The sequence below is a fragment of the Candidatus Poribacteria bacterium genome, from assembly GCA_021162805.1.
Taxonomy (GTDB): Bacteria; Poribacteria; WGA-4E; order B28-G17; family B28-G17; genus JAGGXZ01.
The window spans coordinates 19,954-37,394 of record JAGGXZ010000182.1 but is presented as its reverse complement, the minus strand read 5'-3'; the positions used below and the strand labels follow the sequence as shown (position 1 = coordinate 37,394).

Genomic DNA, 17,441 nt, shown 5'->3' with positions numbered 1-17,441 from the left:
ACATGCCTTTGCGGGCTTAATCCGTCCCCTCAATGTTTACAACGCCCAACGGCTTTACCTCCATCTCCGGAGGGATCTCCTCATAGGAAAGGACTACCAGTCCGGGGATAAATCTTTCCACCAGTTGCCTCAGAAAAGGTCTGACAAGCGGTTCGGCACATAGTATGACGGGCTGAACCTGAAGCTGTCCCATCTCGGTTATCGCGGTAGCGATCCCGTTTACGATCTTTCGAGCCACCTCCGGATCGAGTGCGAGATACATCGTCCCGTCCTTATCCTGTATCGCATCAGCTATGTTCCTCTCCACCTCCGGTGACAGGGTCAAAACCTTGAGCGTGCCGTCCTCATCTACGAGCTCCTTACAGATCGTTCTGCCCAGCGCTCTTCTGACGAATTCCGTAAGCAGCATAGGGTCTTTGGTCGTCTGGGCGTGATCTGAGAGCGTCTCCAAGATCGTGATCAGATCTCTGATCGGCACCCCTTCCCTCAATAGATTCTGAAGCACCTTCTGCACCGTGCCCAGGGACAACAGGTTTGGAATCAGCTCATCCACGAGAGCGGGGTATCTCTCACTTAATCTGTCCAAAAGCCTCCGGACATCCTGTCTGGTTAGAAGCTCATGGGCGTGTTTATTTATCGTCTCCATGAGATGAGTGGCTATGACGGTCACCGGATCGACGACCATATATCCTGCCATCTGTGCCCTCTCTTTGTCCTTCTCACGTATCCACAGTGCCGGTATATTGTTGGTCGGCTCGGTGGTAGGTATCCCCTCGATCTTCTCCGTCACCCTGCCCGTCTCCATCGCCAGATAGTGATTGAGCATGACCTCGCCTTTGGCCACGACGTTCTCCTTGATCATGATCGAATATCCGTTAGGTGGCAGGCTCATATCATCCCTTATCCTTATGAGCGGCACGATGATGCCCAGCTCTCTGGCGCATCTGCGTCTTATCATCTTTATCCTCTCAAGCAGAACTCCGTTCTGCCTCACATCTACGAGCGGCACGAGGTTATAGCCTATGTTCAGCTCCATGATGTCCATATCCAGCATCCGCTCCACCTCCTCAACCTCGCTTTCGGGGGAGGGTTTCTTCTCCTCACCTTCTTCGGTCTCCGCCTGTGCAGGCGAAGTGCGCATAAGCAGATAGGCCAGCGATCCGGTGATACCTGAGAGCATGAAGAAAGAGATCTTGGGAAGCCCAGGAACAAGTGCGAGAGCGAAAAGCACAGCCGATGCTATGCCGAGGGCTCTGGGCTGAAAGAGTATCTGACCGGTGAGGCTCTTTCCGAAATCGGTCTCCGCTCCAGCCCGCGTGACCAACACGCCTGCCGCTGTGGATATGATCAGAGCGGGCACCTGGCTGACAAGGCCATCGCCTATGGTGAGAAGCGTATATCTCCTGGCGGCCTCCGATATGGGCATCCCCTTCTGAAGCACGCCGATGAGCAATCCTCCGATGATGTTTATCCCGGTAATTATCAATCCCGCTATGGCGTCGCCTCTGACGAATTTGCTTGCGCCGTCCATAGCACCGTAGAAGTCCGCCTCTCGCGCCACCGTCTCCCTCCTGGCTCTCGCCTCCTCCTCCGTGATCAAACCGGCGCTGAGATCGGTGTCTATGGACATCTGTTTCATCGGCATGGCATCCAGCGTAAACCTCGCGGCGACCTCCGCTACCCTGCCAGCACCCTTCGTTATAACGACAAATTGTATGATCACGAGGATCAGGAAGACCACGAAGCCGATGACGTAGTTCCCCCCCACGACGAACTTACCGAACGAATTTATCACATGACCGGCGGCGAACTCGCTCTGATCGCCGTAGAGCAGTATCCTCCTGGTAGAGGCCACGTTCAGCGATAGCCTAAAGAGGGTCGCTATAAGCAACATCGATGGGAAGACCGAAAAGTCCAGGGGTTTGGTCACATAAAGGACGATAAGCAGTGTGACGAGCGAGAAGGTTATATTCATGGCTAACAGCATATCCAACAGGAGGGCGGGCATCGGCACAAGCATAACGAAAAGTATGCCGATCACACCTAATGCGACGGCGATATCGCTTTGCCTTGTCACCCTCGAGACGAAGCCTGAATTTGTGGGGACGAGGGCCTCGGATCTCATACCGCAACACCTCTCATCCTATAAACCTGAGCCAGTATCTGCGCCACAGCGAAATAAAGCTCCTCCGGTATCATCTCCCCGATATCGACCGTTTCATACAGAGCCCTCGCCAGGGGTGGATTCTCGAAGATAGGCACTTTATGTTCCCTGGCGATCTCCTTTATCCTCTGCGCCAGCAGATCCGCTCCTTTGGCCACGACGAGAGGGCTGGGGGCGATCTTCTTGTCGTATTTCAAAGCTACGGCTATATGCTGTGGGTTTGTGACGACGACATCCGCCTTGGGAACCTCCTGCATCATCCTCCTTCTGGCGATCTCCATTCCTCTTTCCCTGAGTATCGATCTGATTATCGGATCGCCCTCCGTCTCCTTCAGCTCCTCCTTTAGCTCTCTACGGGTCATTTTGAGGTTCTGTATATGTTGCCATCTCTGGAATCCGTAGTCCATCGCCGCCACGAACAGCATCAGCACGACGACCTTCATTCCCAGATCGAAGATCGCCTTCATAGCATATGCGGCGATCCCCGCGGCATTCTCCGATGTTAATAAGGGCAGCTTATCCATCTGACCCCTGATGGTCGTATATCCTATATATCCGATAGCGCTGATCTTTATCAGCGATTTGACCATCTCCATAGCTCCCATCTTGGAGAAGATCCTCGATACCCCCTTGCCCGGGCTTATCCTGCTTAGATCGGGGGTGATCGCCTGGATTGAGAAGACTCCTCCAACCTGAGCGAATCCGACCATGAATCCAACACAGGCCAGGATCAACATTATCGGCAGCACGATCCACAACATTCTGACTATCGCCATTGGGAGAACGTCATACGAAATTCCATCTGTCTTCCAGAGTTCAGAGTTCCACATGGCTCTGAAGGTATCCTCGATACCGAGCGATATTCTCGGCGCGAGGAATCTGAGAGCGAGAAGGCCTATCAGGAGCACAATAGCCGTATTCAGCTCGCGACTTCTGGGAACCTCCCCTTTTTCCCGTGCCTTCTCCTGTCTTCGTTGACTTGGCTGTTCGGTTTTCTCCTGATCTTCAGCCATTTCTCAGTATCACCTTTGTCCAAGCTTCAGGGGTTAACGGGCCGAGATCAGCTCTGATGATTAAAAATGCGTTTTGGACTTCATTATCCCAGGCCCAAGACCTATAGCTCAATCTGTAATGGGACTGCAGTGAGGATGAGATCTCCCGGTAGATCTTTCCAAGCTCACCGGGATCGCCGGTGGCATATAGGGCGCCACCGGTCGATATGGCCAGGTTTCTGAGTGTTCCCTCGTCGACCTCATCTCCCAGAGCTATGGCGTGGATGCTTATCCCGTTTTTAAGAGCGTTATGGATGACGTCTTTGGCCGTCTTGGTACTTCCGCTGTCCTCCCCGTCGGTCAGCACTATGGCCAGCTTTATCCCCTCCAGCTCGTTGAGGATAGAGATCGCCCTATCCAAGGCATCATATAGCATGGTTCCGTCTCTGTCCCCCTTAAATCCTCCTCTGATAGGGTCATGACGCAGGCGATCCACCTTGTTCAGCGGCTGTGGGACGTATATCTCTGAGGCGAACTTCAGGATCGCTATTCGATCCTCACCTTTCACTGAGGAAATAAACTCTGAGACAGCCTCTTCCATCCTGTATATATCTTCGTCCGACATGCTCAAGCTGTAGTCCATCAGTATCACAACATAAACCGGCATTTCCTCTCCAAGTCGCTCGAATCTGCAGTCTATCGGCCTGCCGTTTTCGAAGAGGTGGATCTCCTCTTCCCTCAAGGTATCTATAGAGTTCGAGTTACCATCCATGAGAGACACTGAGATTGAGATCTCCGGAAGGTTTTCCAACGAAAGATGGAGGATCCTCATATGCAGTTCATCGGGAAGGGTAGAGGTGATTTCGGCCGTTGTTTTCAGCCTTTCAATTGCCTTCAGAGCTTTTTCCCTGACAGAAGGATCAGGATCGGATCGAGCCATCTCCTCCAGCCGATCGAGCGTTTCAAATCTTCCGAGGAGGCCGATCGTCTCCGCTGCCAGCGATCTAACGAGAGGGTTCGAATCATCAAGCAGAGGTTTCAGTCTTTCGATTATCGCCTCATCTTCCCATCTTAGGATCTCGGCTATGGGAGCGGCAGTTGAGGGCATGCCCTCTTTGAGGGTCGCCAGGAGCATATCCGGCATCGTTTCCACCCCTCCGCTGAGGATCGTCAATCTATCCTCCGGCCTCTGTATCATCGCCTGGATACCCTCTATGATCCTGCTCCAGAACGACATCTTGTCAAATCGGATCGCCGACATCAAGGCGAGTAGAAGCAAACCGTCATCCGCCATATCCTCAAGACCGCCGGCTATGGATTCTATCAGCTTGCGCCTTACGATCGGGGAATCGACCGGCGGAGCAGCGCTGAGCACCTCAACAAGCATCTCAGATCTTATCGATCTCAGGGCAGCAATTCTTCTGAAAAACCTCAGAGGGTTTGAAACCGCATCCGGATCGATCTTGTTCATAAAGCGGATGAGATCCCGCAGGGTGGGAACAACCTTTTTGGTGAGTATCTTCTCGATCGCCCTGATGGCATTGCGGCGGGCTATCTCAGCTGGATCTCCGGCAGCCATACTTTCGAGCTTCCCTATCATACTGGTATCTCCCATCTCGCCCAACACCCAGGCGGAACTGGCGCGCATCATCCCATCATGATCATCAATCATCTCTTTCAACACCTGAAGTCCCCTAGGATCACCCATCTCGTAGAGTCCTTTGGCCGCATTAGCTCTAACGCGGTTGTTCTCATCGCCGAGAGCCTCTAGATATATATCCCTCGCCTTTGGGTTATCAAGCCCCCATAGTCCTTCCACCGCATTGGCTCTGACGCGCGGATCTGGATCTTTAAGGGCGTTATGGAAGAAATGGAGGTTATCCGAAAGCTTACCCAGTATAAGCGCCGTTTTGGATCTTATTCTCTGATCGTCGCTCGAGAGCAGATTGACCAATATCGGAGCTATTCCCTCGTTATCCGCCACATCATAAAGGACATCGAGGAGTTTAACGCTCTTCTCTTTGTTTATACCCTTTATACCTTTCGCCGATCGGGCTATATCAAGCACCACCCTGTCATCAACCTTCTTGAGGATCTTTCCCAATGATTTGGCCAATTCAACCGGAAGCTCGCCTAGAAGATCCACGTATTTTTCTATCAGCCCCAAATTTCTCATCCACTGGCTTAAGGTCCGCCTTTTCTCCCCCCACTCCTCCCCGTTTTTGATGGCGTTTATCACTATATATTTGAGCACATCCTGTTCCCTCAGCTTGTAGAGAACCTCAAACATCTTCTGACCGAAGTAGCCGATCTCCTCCCTATTGAGCAGCATATGATCCAGAAGCTTGAAGAGGGAGGCTTGATCGAGCTTCCTTATCAACTCAGCTCCTTCCTGAGCTAGCCTTTTATTCTGTGAGCTGGCAACCAACAATATATTGGCTAATACGTGCGGCGAGTCGATCGTCGAGAGGGCTCTGATTGCCAGGAGCCTCTCCCGAGTGCTGGCCGCTTCATTTCTCAGGATAGCCGATAGCCTTTCGACCTCCTTCGAGCTTAAACCCTTCTCCTTCATCCTAACTCTCCGATGAGAAAGTCTATGTCCTTATGCATCTGCAGGAAAAGGTTTATCAGGAGATAGGCGATAGCCTTCAAGGAGAAGAAAAGAAGGATCAGACCAACGGCGATCAGGACGGGAAATCCTACGACGAAGATGTTCATCTGAGGTACCACCCTCACCATTAACCCCAAAGCGGCATTCGTTATCAGCATAGCTACAACTATCGGTGCGCTCATCTTCAGGCCTATCAGGAATAAATCCCCCACGAGGGCCATCATCCGAGCGAAGGTAACCTCACGCAGTACCATTCCTCCAGGTGGGATAAGTCGGAACGATCTGGCCAAGCCTTCCAAGAACCAATAGTGTCCGTTTATCGCTAGAAGCACCATCAGAGCGAAGAGCACGTTGAATTGGGCCAGCAGGGATGATTGTGTCTCGAACTGGGGGTCCACAGCTGTTGCCATCCTAAGCCCCATCTGCATCCCCGCCATCTCGCCTGCGAGTTCCACCCCGGAGAACACCACATGTCCGGCCAGACCTAACACAGCACCGACGGCTGTCTCTTTCAGTATCATCCAGCTCAGTTTGAATATATCCTCCGTCGGCGAGAAGCTTACCCCCGCCGATATGGAGTAGAACACGACGGCCAGGACGAAGCAGAGCCCTATCTTGACCTTAACAGGTATCAACCTACTTCCCCAAAAAGGCACGAAGGTCACAACTCCAGCAGCTCTAAAGAGAACCAATATGAACCTTTCCATGCCCGTTAAATCTATACCCATCTCTTTATCCCATTGTCACCTTGTCTCCTTGTCATTATTTTCTCGCTCCTTGTTCCTCAATATGAACGAAGGTTATCTGATGAACAGGTCTACGTTTCTGAGCAGAGCTGTAGTAAAACTGACAGCCAACTTCAGCATCCACGGCAGAAATATCGCCAGCGTCACGAAGGCGGCCAATATCTTGGGCACAAAACTGAGAGTGATCTCCTGGATCTGAGTGAGCGCCTGAAGGACACTCACTATAAGTCCCACGCCAAGGCAGGCCAACAGCACGGGCCCTGAAAGCAGAAAAACGAGCTTTATCGCTTCACTTAATACATAGACCGTCCTTTCAAGCTCCATAGTCTCCCCCTATCTGAAACTGCCCACAAGAGAGCCGACGACGAGGCTCCATCCGTCCACGAGCACGAAAAGCAGGACTTTAAATGGCAGTGAGATTATCACCGGCGGCACCATCATCATCCCCATGGCCATCAATATTGAGGCCACGACCATATCTATCACCAGAAACGGCACGAAAAGCAGAAATCCTATTTGGAACGCCGTTTTCAGCTCGCTGATCACAAAGGCCGGTATCAGGACATACGTGGGCACATCATTTTCGTTTTTGGGTTTCGGCATCCCGGAGAGCTTGACCATTAAGGCCAGATCCTTTGTCCTTGTCTGTTTGAACATGAATTTTCTAAGCGGGGAGATGGCATTATGGAACGCCTGGGATTGATCTATCTTACCATCCAGATAGGGTTTGAGGGCGTTCTCGTTTATATCCTTCCATATTGGCATCATCACGAAGACGGTTAAGAATAAGGCCAACCCTGCCAATATCTGATTGGATGGCAACTGCTGGGTCGCAAGTCCATGTCTTAAAAACGAAAGCACTACTATGATCCTGGTGAACGATGTCATCATAATCAGGAAGGCGGGTGCCAGGGAGAGGGCTGTTATTAGGAAAAGGATCTGTATGGCCGTGGAAAGCTGCCGTGGGTTTTCCGCATTGGCCGCTCCCACATCGACGGTGATGCGGGGTAGAGGTATGATCTGCTGGCCCTGGCAAAGACAGGGAATCAGAGACAGGGCGATCACAGCTATGGCAACCCACCTTCTCATCTTTTAAACCTCAAACCGCTCAGCTTTTTGAAAGCTGAGATGAGATCGGTGGATCCGCCCATCTCCGGTCGGATCTCAAGTGAGCTCGCTTCCTCATTCGTTAGCGTCATCAGATGGGATATGTTTGTGTTCGTCACGCCCAATACCAGCACCTTATCGAGAACTTTGACCAGGCATATGGATCGCCTCGGCCCGATGCTCTGTTGCCAGAGCAGCTTGACCGGTATGTCTTCCTCTTGCAGCCTCACCCTACCTGAAAGCCTTTTTAGAAGGTAAAACCCTCCGATAAGAAGGGCTACCACGATGATAAGCCCCAATGCCACGCGCAGTGTCGCTCCTAGGAGATCGGGCATGCCTGGGAGATCGGGTCTCTCGTAATCGAGTCCACCCTTAGGTCCCGATTGCCCTGTCCAGGCGAATTGTGCCATTGCGCTGAACGTAACGAACGCTATAACGCAACGAACTCCAAAACTCAACAAATTCCTCTTCATCCCTCACCCTAGGCTTTTAAGTCTCTGCTCCTGATTGATTATGCTGGTGATCCTCACGCCGAAGTTTTCGTCCAGGACCACCACTTCTCCCTTAGCGATAGGCTTGTTGTTGACCAAAACATCCACCGGCTCGCCGGCGAGCTTATCCAGTTCGATTATAGCGCCCGGCACCAGCCTCAATATGTCTCCTATCCGCATCTTGGTCCGGCCCAGCTCGATTATGACATCCAGCTCGACATCCATCAGCAGCTCTATGTTGTCCTTCGGGAGCTCCTCCTCATATGGGATCGATATCTTCTCCTCTCCCTCTTCCACCTGAAATTCCTCTCCTAAAACGTCCTCTTGGGAGGAGTCCGCTAAGCTCTGAAGCTCCTCCGGCGACATATTGTTTATCTCTTCAGGCTTTAGATTCTCCATCTTTCACACTCCCGGTCCCGTGGAAGTTTATCTCATCCTCGTCAGTTAAAACGCCGATGATTTTGACCGCCTTCTTTTTGCCGACCCTCCCCGGTTTGGCGACGAACCGTTTCTGGCCGCCGACATCCAGTATGACCGGATCGAGAAGCTTTCCGTTTTTGATTCTCACATCGAGTTTGATTATATCTCCCACCTTCAGTCTCAGGAGATCTCCAAGCTTTATCCTGCTTGGTGGGAAATGGGCCCTGACGACTATATCCGCTTTCTCCACCCTTCTCCGTATCTCAGGCGTGTATTTCTCATCGCCGCCGCTATGATAGTTGAAAAGCCACTGCTCAGGTCGGGCGTTGATAAGGGCCGGTTCTATCATAGAGAAGGGATAACATATGCTCATCATCCCGATCGTCTGACCGAATTTAACGTCGAATACGATCAACATAACCGTATCGCTGGAGGCCATAACCTGAACGTATTGCGGATCGGTTTCTATTCTCTGAAGCTCAACGTTGATATCCTTGGAGACGAATTTCCATATCTCGCCGAGGGCTTCTAAAGAGGCCTTTATGGCCCGCTCTATTATGGATTTTTCGATCTCGGTCATCCTATGAGGTTCCACTGATGTCATCCCCGATCCTCCCAGCAGTCTATCCACCATGGGGAAGATCAACTGCGGTCCTATCTCCATCACCGCTACCCCTTTAAGCGGCTCCATGGAGAATATAACCAGACAGGACATCTCCGAGAGGGACATTAGGAAATCGCCGTACGTCAATTGCTCCACCTGAGTGCACTCTATCTCCACAAGCGTTCTCAGAAGCGATGAGAGGGAAGAGCTGTAGATTCTGGCGAAGTGGCGGTGCAGGATATGTAAGGAACGGGTGTAATCCTTTGAAACCCTGCCCGGCCTGCTGAAATCGTAAAGCCTAACGGATTTCGGCTCATCCTGGGATGGTTGACGCGCCTCATCGATCCTCTTATTCGATATAGCATCTAAGAGAGCATCTATCTCCTCCTGAGAGAGAAGCTTCTCCATCCTTTCAACCTCTGATCACTGGATGACGAATTCGGTGAAGAATACCTTCAACACAACTTTCCTTCCGAGCACTGAGTTCATTGCATCGGTTATCTCCTTCCGGAGATCTCCCCTCTTGGATACGTCCTCCAGCTCTTCCACCGTCTTTGAGGAAAGGATCTGTAGGGTCACATCCTGCAGTTTTGGTTTATACTTATCCACGATCTTCTGATATTCCCCTTTGCGCAGTTCCAGATAGATGGTCACCTTCAGAAATCTGGTGCCCTCAGTTTGAGCCGGATTGGCGATGACATCTCCAAACTCATAAAGCACCCCGTTTTCTTCAGTTTCGGCCTCCTTCCTTTGAACTGCTCCCCGCTGTATTGAGGCACTGGAGGGCGGTGCGGGCATGAATCTGGTTACCATTATATACGCGATGGCGGTTAAAGCGATCAAAGTTCCCAGATACGGAATGAGGTTTTTAAGCATCCCTGAACCTCCATTTTTTTCCCCTTCCCCTTCTATTCTTTTCTCCTTCGCCATTTATTAAGACCTCCCACTCGTGAACATCAGCGGCGGCAATCCGCCGCCTATAGTGAAATGGCGTTTAAAGGCCCAGCGCCTAAGGTCAGAAAGCAATTTCTATGCCATGACTTTGGAGGCTAAATGACTAGGGAGAATCGGAGCTACGATCGGAGGAAGGGGTTAGAGATGGGAAGAAATTTCCGCTTTGATAGGGAACTAGATCCACTCTGACCTCATCGCTCTCCAGGATGAACCCTGTTATTCGGATGAGACCCGGAGAAGCCCGATCAAGCTGCCCTATCACCTCTTTGACCCTTTTGTAAGCCAGTTCTAACCCCCGGATTGGATCGCCGGGAGATATACCAACTCTCAGATTCACAGCCACCCCAGGATGAGCTCTGACAAAGGAGAGAACTTCGCCGATCCGATTCATACCTTCCGAGGTGAGTTCTGCTGATTTGGGGTGAAAGAGTATCGAGGATGAGAAGAAGGAACCCTTTTCCTCGGGAGGCCTTACGACCAAGATAACGAAATTCGAAAGGATCATACCTTTCTCTCTTACCACACATATATAGACCCCTGGATTGACCGACTTGCCATGAGCATCCTTCCCATCCCACCTCACCAGCTCCGGTCCACCATTCAGCTTTCTCCCCCATACTTCCGCCCCCTCCTCGTCCATCACACATAGCTTAGGCCGAATAGATAGGTGAGTCGTTCCTATAGGGGTGATGATCACCAAGGTGGAGGTCCCACCCGATAGCTCTTTCGGTTGAGCTTGGAGGCGAAATTTGGGGAGTTCGGAGATGTATCGTGAGGTAGGCAGGAGGATCGCTCGTGGCGTTGATGGGAAATCAACTCCCCTGAACGAGAGAGTGAGTTGGTAGATCACACCTCCGCTCAGATCACCTGGCGCCGACCAGACGATCACGCTTGGAGGAAGTTTCCCACCTTCGAATCGCTTGATGAGCTCTCCATCAGACGAGTAAAGATCAAGCCTCCATCTCAGTCCTTCAGGAGGGGATGGGAACTTCATCGCTGTGTGAAAGATAGCTCTCCTTTCAGCGATATCGAATTCCGATTTGATCGTAAGGGAATGCATAGCCGTTCTGATCGTCGATATCGTCTTGACATCCGCGAGGGGTATAGATGATAGTATGAAACTGAGCGTTAGGACGTTGAACGTTAAAACGTTAAACGCGTTCAGCCATCCCATCGGCTAATCTCCCGAACTCCTCCAGACTCAGCATTTCGGGTCGGCTCTCTGGAGGTATATCGGCTCGCTTTAACGTTTCCTCAAGCCTTTTCCTATCGAGTCCGAGTGATCTGAGTGCGTTTACGATCATCTTGCGTCTCTGCTGAAAGGCCGCCCTGACGATCTTGAAAAACAACTTCTCATCCTTCACCCTTACCCTCGGTTCCTCCCTAAATCTGATCCTGATGACACTGGATGAGACGCCGGGGCTCGGCCGGAAGGCTCCAGGCGGTATGTCGAAAAGCCTCTCCACGTCGGCGTGATACTGAACCATTATGCTCAAAGATCCATATTCCCTCCCGCCGGGTGAGGCGCATATCCGTAGAGCGACCTCCTTCTGGACGGTCAGGACACATAGGTTCAAAGCCGACCTGCTTTCTATCGCCTTCTCGATAAGAGGTGCGGTTATGTAATAGGGTATGTTCGATACGAGCTTAGCTTTGCGACAGGAATCGATCCCCCGGATCAGGTTCACCCAATCCAGTTTCAGGGCATCAGCGTGAAGGAGATGAAGCTTGGATGAAGATGAGAACCTCCCTTCCAAGATTGGGATCAGGTCCGCATCTACCTCGATCGCTATCACCTGATCGGCCCGATCGATCAGGAACTGCGTCAGCTCACCTGTGCCGGCTCCGATCTCCAAGACAAGATCGCCCTCCGACACCTCCGCCGATGAGATGATACGGGCGAGGTATCCTTCATCCTTGAGGAAGTTCTGTCCTAACCTTTTTTTGGGCCTAACCTTCACCGCGGATCATCTCTGATATCCTATCCAGGATTCTATGCGCGACCTCATCCTTGGAAAGGATCGGAAGCTTTTCGGCCTTTCCCCTTTCGTCTATTATCGTGACGATATTGGTGTCGGATTCGAATCCGGCTCCTCGTTCCAGGATGTTATTGGCGACGATCAGATCGAGATTCTTGGCGCGCAGTTTTTCCAGGGCGTTGGAGACGACGTGTTCCGTTTCCGCGGCGAATCCGACCAGGATCTTATTTCCCTTTTCTCCGCCCAGCTCGGCAAGGATATCAGGGTTGGGCGCGAGCCTGAGAACCAACTCTGAATCGGATTTTTTGAGCTTACGCTCCAAGCTCTCTTTCGGCCTGTAATCCGCCACGGCGGCCGCCATGATGAGCACATCCGCCCATTTGAACCGCTCCATCACGGCATCTTTCATCTGCAGGGCGGTTTCGACCTGGATAAACTCCACATACGGAGGAGATCTGAGCGATGTGGGGCCGCTTATCAGGGTTACCTGAGCGCCTCTGTCGCGGGCGGCCCTCGCCAAGGCGTATCCCATCTTACCGCTGGATCTGTTGGTGATGAACCTGATCGGATCAATCCTCTCCCTCGTCGGTCCGGCTGTAACCAGAACCTTGATCCCTTCAAGATCCTTAGGTGTCAAAGTCATCCTGATCGTCTCGACGATCACGTCTAAATCGGCCAGCCTCCCTTTCCCTTCATATCCACATGCGAGGGGACCGTATTCGGGAGCGATGATGAAGAACCCCTGTTCCTCCAGATATCCCAGGTTATCCTGAAGGATGGGGTTATCGAGCATGTTGGAGTTCATGGCGGGCGCCAATATAATGGGACACCTGACGGCCAGAGCGATCGTCGTCAGAAGGTCGTCCGCTATCCCATGGGCGAGTTTGCCTATGACGTTGGCGGTCGCCGGGGCTATGACGAAAAGCTCAGCCCAGTCGGCCAGCGATATATGTTCGGGCTGCCAACTGATAGGGGAGAACATATCGAGATAGACGGGGTTGCGCGAGAGCGTTTGAAAGGTGAGCGGCGAGATGAACTGGGTGGCATTATGGGTCATCACCACCTTCACGCTCGCTCCCAACTTGATGAGCTGACCGGCAAGGGAGGCGGCCTTAAAAGCCGCTATCCCTCCGGTGACTCCCAGAAGTATGTTCCTATCCTTGAGGGCGTCCATCAGGTATCCTCGAACTCCATTGCCTCTCTATCCATTCTCATCTCCTCCTTCTCGGTGACAAATCGCATCTGTTTGCGGAATTCCTCGGAGATCTCCTCGTCCACCTCTCTGCTGGGATAGAGAGCTCTATCCGGTTTGGCCTCCCGCGGCAGCGGTTTATACTCCAACTCTCCGGCGGCCAGCTCCTCCAAAGCGATGGAAGGATACTTCACGTGGTTTGTCTTGATCCTAGGCCTAACGCCTATGTTAAGCTGGCGTGCTCGTCTGGCCGCGATATTGGCAGCAAGATACTTGTTTCCGACGATCTCCTCCAGATCTTCGATCATCACGTTTCTCATACCTTATCACCTCCGATCTCGAAATGGATATCATACTCGTCCGATAACCGGCACTTCACCGTGTTAAACACATATCGAGTTTTCTCCAAAGCCTCATCTGCATCGGCTTCCGTATACCGTTCAGAGGGAAGCCATATAGGTAGATCTCGGCGTCCAAATAGCGGATATTCCGTGCGGGACCTCATTGCTTCCATCTCAACAGCGATGTCCGCCAATTCGCTGCAGCATTCCCAGTCAAAGCAAGTCTGCCTGAAATCCTCTGATATTTCATGACGATCGGTGATGAGCACATCCCTAATGGCCAATGCCGCCTTAAGCGTCTTTTCCACGGTATGTTGACAGTGGGCTATACATCGAGCGTAAATGCCCGCCTGCCTTAGTACTTGCGCTGCCTTTAAATCGGTATATGCCTCTATCAGTAAAGCCCGGCTGATATCACGATGGGATAACACTCTCAGGAACCTCCCAGACCCCCTGTCTTTTCATTCGGATTCCTCGTTCCTTTATGAGATGCTCCATACGAATTATACAGTTTCTGAAGAATCCATTCTGATCAAAGATAACTTTATGAGCGTTATAAATCTCCAGCATCAACGGCGCCGCATATTCCACGGAATCTTCTACATCCTCCGGGCTTACAAACATAACTTGGAAGCGCTTTCCAAATTGTCGCCCTTTGAACGTCCACCTATCCTCCAAACGGTGAATGGTATCCCAATCTCGCGGCAATCCCCTCACCACCACCAGAAGATCAACATCAGATTTCGGTTTAGCCGATCCACGAGCATAACTTCCATAAACGACAACGGCTATAAGTCGATCTCCGAACTCCTGATGGAGATTCCGCATCATACTATCAAGATTTGCTTTGATATCCTCTATGCTTAGTCCGGTCATACTGGAGCTAAAGTTCTCACCCTATATAAGCGTTTGATCTTCTCGATCCTTCCCCTGGTCAAACGGTGTTTTCCGATCGATATGATCCTCTCCACCTCCTCAGCGGCCTTCTCCAGCTCGCCCTCCCGATTGATGACGAAAAAGTCGTAGATCTCTATCTTGGATATCTCATCCTCCGCTATACGGAGCCTTCGTTCGATCTCCTCCTCCGATTCGCTCCCGCGCCTTTTGATCCTTTCCCTCAGCGATTCCGGTGAAGGAGGTAAGATGAATATGAGCAGGGCATCGGGATAGATCCTCCTTATCTGAGCTGCTCCCTGAACCTCTATCGTCAGCAGGATATCCTCTCCCCTGGAGATAGCCTCATCCACCCCTTTTCTGGGTGTGCCGTAGTAGTTCCCGTTATAGACCGCCCACTCCAGGAACTCCCCCCTCTCCATCCCCTCCTTGAACCTCTCGACGCTCATGAAGTGGTAATCCACGCCATCACGTTCTTCTCGTCTGGGCCGACGTGTTGTGGCGGAGATGGAGCGGCGCAGGGATGGATTTCTCCTCAGAAGCAGATCGACGAGACTGCTTTTGCCCGAGCCGGAAGGCCCGGATATGACGATGAGCTGTCCCTCACTCGACATTCTGGGCCATCTCTCTCAATTTATCTATCTCCGACCGCATCTTCACCGTTTCGGAGACGATCTCGGCCGATATGGCCTTGGAAGCCATGGTTGTAGCCTCTCTGAGCATCTCCTGCAACAGGAAATCCATCTGTCTGCCGACGGGATCATCCGATTCGACCAGCTCCTCAAACCGTTTTATATGGCTCTCCATTCGGACGATCTCCTCGGAGACATCCGACTTTTCAGCCAGCATGGCTGCCTCCATCATGAGCCTCGCCTCATCGTATTCACCCTTCAGAATCTCCCTCATCCTCTCTGAGAGCTTTCTCATATATCTTTCCACGTCGTTTCGGGCGATCTCCTTGATCCTCTCAATCGATCCGGCGATAAGGGAAAGCCGCTGGGACATATCCGATTTCATCCTCTCCCCCTCAGCAAGCCTCGACTCATCCAAGGCATCCAAAGCCTCGTTCAATCCCTCCTCCAACCACCGCCATGTCTTCTCCTCATCCAGATCGGGCTCGACCAACTCGAAAACCCCCGGCATCGATCCTATCAAAGAGAGCGAAACCGGCTCATCTATCCCAAGGGATTCGCGAAGGGAATCGAGATAACGCTTGTACTGTCTGGCGAGATCGATATCCACCACGACCTTTCTGGGGAAGGTGGTCCCCTCATCGGAGATCAACTCCATGTTCAGATAGATCTGCCCACGAGCGATCCTATGCTTCAGCGATTTCAGTATTTTCGGTTCGAGCGATGAGAGCTGAGAGGGAATTCGAGAGGAGATCTGGCTGTATCTGTGATTGACCGTTTTAACCTCAACGACGAGCCTGCCGAAAGGTGTCTCAATGGAGCTTCGCCCGTAGCCCGTCATACTTTTCAATTCGTTCACCCCTGTTCGGGATTACCGGACAAGATTATATCACAGGAATCGGATAGGTGCAAACCTGCAGGAGATCGCCTCGCCGAGGGCTTTTCAATGATTTGGCATAATCGAGCATAGGTAGGGGCATGCCCCTGTGCATGCCCTCGATTCTGGCAGGCACGGGGGCCTGCCACTACAGTGTCGGTGAAAAGCGTTGAAAACCCCTACGCCTCGCCCTTACAGCTTGTAATGGATGAAAAGGGTATGTTAAAATAACAATGATCCCCTTGGGGTCAATACGCCGATCGACGGAGGGTGATATGTTAGATCTGAGAGATCAGACAAAGGTCCGAAAGGGGGATGAACTTATAAAACATCTTAGGGAGTTCAAGCTCGAGCCGAAGTTCTCCGCCGGCGTGTGGTACTTCTCCCCCGCGGCAAGCAGATTCCACGCCAGATACGGAAGAGAGCTCAGCATCAAGGAGAGATTGGATATCGCCGCTGAGTTGGTGGATTACGGGCTTAAAGGGCTTGAGGCACATTACCCGACCGAGGTGAACGAGGAGAACATCGAGCTTTACAAACAACTTCAGAAGGATACGGGGTTAAGGCTGATCACGATCGTCCCCGGTCTCTTCTACGATCCGGAGTTCGAGTTCGGCTCCCTCTCATCGCCCATACCCGAGGTGAGGCGTAAGGCCATCCAACGAACCATAAGGACGCTTGAGCTGAACAAGGAGCTCGACACCGACTTCGCTATCGTATGGCCCGGCATCGACGGGTTCGAGATGGCTTTCGGCATCGATTTCTACGCTATGTGGGATAGATTCGAAGAGGGGTTAGCCGAGGCGATGGATGCCGTTCCGGGGGTGAGGATCGCCATCGAGCCCAAACCTTACGAGCCTCGCGGCAACAACATCTATCGCAATACCGCCGACGGACTCATAATGGCTCAGGACGTCGAGAAAAAGCTCTCATCGGAGGAAAACCGAAGGCTGCTTGAGGAGGGACATGCCCTTGTGACGCTCAACCCTGAGGTGGGGCATGTTCTGATGGGATTTGAGGATCTGGCGTATTCGTTCAGCAGGATATTGAGGCAGGGCAGGCTGGCCCATACGCATTGGAACAGTCAACCGCTGGGTAATTACGACCAAGACCTGAACGTCGGGGTGATCTCCCCCGAACAGGCCTTTGCCGCCCTATATGTGCTGAAGATGCACGGGTATAGGGGGTATCTCGGCATAGATATAAACCCCGAGAGAATGCCGGTCGATCGGGCGCTGATCAACAATATGGATAGGCTCAAAGCGCTTATACAGATGACAGACGAGGTGGACCACGAGCTCGTCCTAGCGTGTATCGAGCGTCCGCATAAAAACAGAGGCGTGCTCGAGGCATATCTGACCAGGCTCTGGCATCCGAACGCCAGAGACCTATCTGAGATGCCAGGATACGTCTGAGGAAGATTTTGGGGGCGAAAGA

General features: G+C 52.0%; 19 protein-coding genes. 1 reads left to right on the top strand and 18 read right to left on the bottom strand.

What is annotated here, in order from left to right:
* Positions 1-16: 16 nt before the first annotated feature.
* The 18 genes from flhA to J7M22_14195 all read right to left on the bottom strand — a co-directional run bounded on the left by flhA (position 17) and on the right by J7M22_14195 (position 15,977).
* The gene (gene flhA, locus J7M22_14280) at positions 17-2,125 is read right to left on the bottom strand and encodes a flagellar biosynthesis protein FlhA (GenBank protein ID MCD6507772.1); all 2,109 of its coding nucleotides are present in this window, start codon (positions 2,123-2,125) and stop codon (positions 17-19) included.
* Entirely contained in the window at positions 2,122-3,177 is a 1,056-nt protein-coding gene (flhB, locus tag J7M22_14275; GenBank protein ID MCD6507771.1) for a flagellar biosynthesis protein FlhB, read from the bottom strand. The genes flhA and flhB overlap by 4 nt, the downstream gene beginning before the upstream one ends.
* Positions 3,170-5,728: a HEAT repeat domain-containing protein gene (locus tag J7M22_14270; protein ID MCD6507770.1), complete on the bottom strand. Its 2,559-nt coding sequence runs from the start codon at positions 5,726-5,728 to the stop codon at positions 3,170-3,172. Before J7M22_14270 ends, flhB begins: the two co-directional genes overlap by 8 nt.
* The gene (gene fliR / locus J7M22_14265) at positions 5,725-6,495 is read right to left on the bottom strand and encodes a flagellar biosynthetic protein FliR (GenBank protein MCD6507769.1); all 771 of its coding nucleotides are present in this window, start codon (positions 6,493-6,495) and stop codon (positions 5,725-5,727) included. The genes J7M22_14270 and fliR overlap by 4 nt, the downstream gene beginning before the upstream one ends.
* Positions 6,496-6,567: 72 nt before the next feature.
* Positions 6,568-6,837 (bottom strand): flagellar biosynthesis protein FliQ, encoded by a 270-nt coding sequence (fliQ, locus tag J7M22_14260; GenBank protein MCD6507768.1) that lies wholly within the window; start codon positions 6,835-6,837, stop codon positions 6,568-6,570.
* A 9-nt stretch (positions 6,838-6,846) separates the two neighbouring features.
* Positions 6,847-7,602, bottom strand: a complete 756-nt coding sequence (fliP, locus tag J7M22_14255) for a flagellar type III secretion system pore protein FliP (protein MCD6507767.1) — start codon at positions 7,600-7,602, stop codon at positions 6,847-6,849.
* A complete protein-coding gene (locus J7M22_14250) occupies positions 7,599-8,078 on the bottom strand; it encodes a flagellar biosynthetic protein FliO (protein MCD6507766.1) in 480 nt (159 codons plus the stop codon). Before J7M22_14250 ends, fliP begins: the two co-directional genes overlap by 4 nt.
* Before the next feature lie 18 nt (positions 8,079-8,096).
* Positions 8,097-8,510 carry a flagellar motor switch protein FliN gene (gene fliN, locus J7M22_14245; protein MCD6507765.1) on the bottom strand — a complete coding sequence of 138 codons (414 nt, stop codon included), beginning with the start codon at positions 8,508-8,510 and terminating at the stop codon, positions 8,097-8,099.
* On the bottom strand, positions 8,491-9,543 hold the full coding sequence (fliM, locus tag J7M22_14240) for a flagellar motor switch protein FliM (GenBank protein ID MCD6507764.1): 1,053 nt from the start codon (positions 9,541-9,543) through the stop codon (positions 8,491-8,493). The genes fliN and fliM overlap by 20 nt, the downstream gene beginning before the upstream one ends.
* A 15-nt stretch (positions 9,544-9,558) precedes the next feature.
* Positions 9,559-10,065 (bottom strand): flagellar basal body-associated FliL family protein, encoded by a 507-nt coding sequence (locus J7M22_14235; GenBank protein MCD6507763.1) that lies wholly within the window; start codon positions 10,063-10,065, stop codon positions 9,559-9,561.
* Between the two features lie 127 nt (positions 10,066-10,192).
* Entirely contained in the window at positions 10,193-11,263 is a 1,071-nt protein-coding gene (locus tag J7M22_14230; GenBank protein MCD6507762.1) for a hypothetical protein, read from the bottom strand.
* Positions 11,241-12,050, bottom strand: a complete 810-nt coding sequence (rsmA, locus tag J7M22_14225) for a ribosomal RNA small subunit methyltransferase A (GenBank protein MCD6507761.1) — start codon at positions 12,048-12,050, stop codon at positions 11,241-11,243. Before rsmA ends, J7M22_14230 begins: the two co-directional genes overlap by 23 nt.
* Positions 12,040-13,242, bottom strand: coding sequence for a bifunctional phosphopantothenoylcysteine decarboxylase/phosphopantothenate--cysteine ligase CoaBC (gene coaBC, locus J7M22_14220; protein ID MCD6507760.1), 1,203 nt, complete (start codon positions 13,240-13,242; stop codon positions 12,040-12,042). The genes rsmA and coaBC overlap by 11 nt, the downstream gene beginning before the upstream one ends.
* Positions 13,242-13,580: a DNA-directed RNA polymerase subunit omega gene (rpoZ, locus tag J7M22_14215; protein ID MCD6507759.1), complete on the bottom strand. Its 339-nt coding sequence runs from the start codon at positions 13,578-13,580 to the stop codon at positions 13,242-13,244. The genes coaBC and rpoZ overlap by 1 nt, the downstream gene beginning before the upstream one ends.
* A complete protein-coding gene (locus J7M22_14210; GenBank protein MCD6507758.1) occupies positions 13,577-14,032 on the bottom strand; it encodes a HEPN domain-containing protein in 456 nt (151 codons plus the stop codon). Before J7M22_14210 ends, rpoZ begins: the two co-directional genes overlap by 4 nt.
* Positions 14,016-14,477, bottom strand: a complete 462-nt coding sequence (locus tag J7M22_14205; GenBank protein ID MCD6507757.1) for a nucleotidyltransferase domain-containing protein — start codon at positions 14,475-14,477, stop codon at positions 14,016-14,018. Before J7M22_14205 ends, J7M22_14210 begins: the two co-directional genes overlap by 17 nt.
* Positions 14,474-15,109, bottom strand: a complete 636-nt coding sequence (gene gmk, locus J7M22_14200) for a guanylate kinase (GenBank protein ID MCD6507756.1) — start codon at positions 15,107-15,109, stop codon at positions 14,474-14,476. Before gmk ends, J7M22_14205 begins: the two co-directional genes overlap by 4 nt.
* Positions 15,099-15,977: a YicC family protein gene (locus J7M22_14195; protein MCD6507755.1), complete on the bottom strand. Its 879-nt coding sequence runs from the start codon at positions 15,975-15,977 to the stop codon at positions 15,099-15,101. Before J7M22_14195 ends, gmk begins: the two co-directional genes overlap by 11 nt.
* A gap of 302 nt (positions 15,978-16,279) precedes the next feature.
* On the opposite strand from J7M22_14195, the gene J7M22_14190 reads away from it, so the two are divergent.
* A complete protein-coding gene (locus tag J7M22_14190; protein MCD6507754.1) occupies positions 16,280-17,419 on the top strand; it encodes a TIM barrel protein in 1,140 nt (379 codons plus the stop codon).
* Positions 17,420-17,441: the final 22 nt, after the last annotated feature.

Coding starts and splice junctions, on each gene's coding strand:
- flhA (MCD6507772.1), bottom strand. CDS start 2,125: ATGAGATCCGAGGCCCTCGTCCCCACAAATTCAGGCTTCGTCTCGAGG.
- fliR (MCD6507769.1), bottom strand. CDS start 6,495: ATGGGTATAGATTTAACGGGCATGGAAAGGTTCATATTGGTTCTCTTT.
- rpoZ (MCD6507759.1), bottom strand. CDS start 13,580: ATGAGAAACGTGATGATCGAAGATCTGGAGGAGATCGTCGGAAACAAG.
- coaBC (MCD6507760.1), bottom strand. CDS start 13,242: ATGGACGCCCTCAAGGATAGGAACATACTTCTGGGAGTCACCGGAGGG.
- flhB (MCD6507771.1), bottom strand. CDS start 3,177: ATGGCTGAAGATCAGGAGAAAACCGAACAGCCAAGTCAACGAAGACAG.
- gmk (MCD6507756.1), bottom strand. CDS start 15,109: ATGTCGAGTGAGGGACAGCTCATCGTCATATCCGGGCCTTCCGGCTCG.
- fliQ (MCD6507768.1), bottom strand. CDS start 6,837: ATGGAGCTTGAAAGGACGGTCTATGTATTAAGTGAAGCGATAAAGCTC.
- J7M22_14270 (MCD6507770.1), bottom strand. CDS start 5,728: ATGAAGGAGAAGGGTTTAAGCTCGAAGGAGGTCGAAAGGCTATCGGCT.
- J7M22_14235 (MCD6507763.1), bottom strand. CDS start 10,065: ATGGCGAAGGAGAAAAGAATAGAAGGGGAAGGGGAAAAAAATGGAGGT.
- J7M22_14205 (MCD6507757.1), bottom strand. CDS start 14,477: ATGACCGGACTAAGCATAGAGGATATCAAAGCAAATCTTGATAGTATG.
- J7M22_14230 (MCD6507762.1), bottom strand. CDS start 11,263: ATGGGATGGCTGAACGCGTTTAACGTTTTAACGTTCAACGTCCTAACG.
- fliM (MCD6507764.1), bottom strand. CDS start 9,543: ATGGAGAAGCTTCTCTCTCAGGAGGAGATAGATGCTCTCTTAGATGCT.
- J7M22_14190 (MCD6507754.1), top strand. CDS start 16,280: ATGTTAGATCTGAGAGATCAGACAAAGGTCCGAAAGGGGGATGAACTT.
- fliN (MCD6507765.1), bottom strand. CDS start 8,510: ATGGAGAATCTAAAGCCTGAAGAGATAAACAATATGTCGCCGGAGGAG.
- fliP (MCD6507767.1), bottom strand. CDS start 7,602: ATGAGAAGGTGGGTTGCCATAGCTGTGATCGCCCTGTCTCTGATTCCC.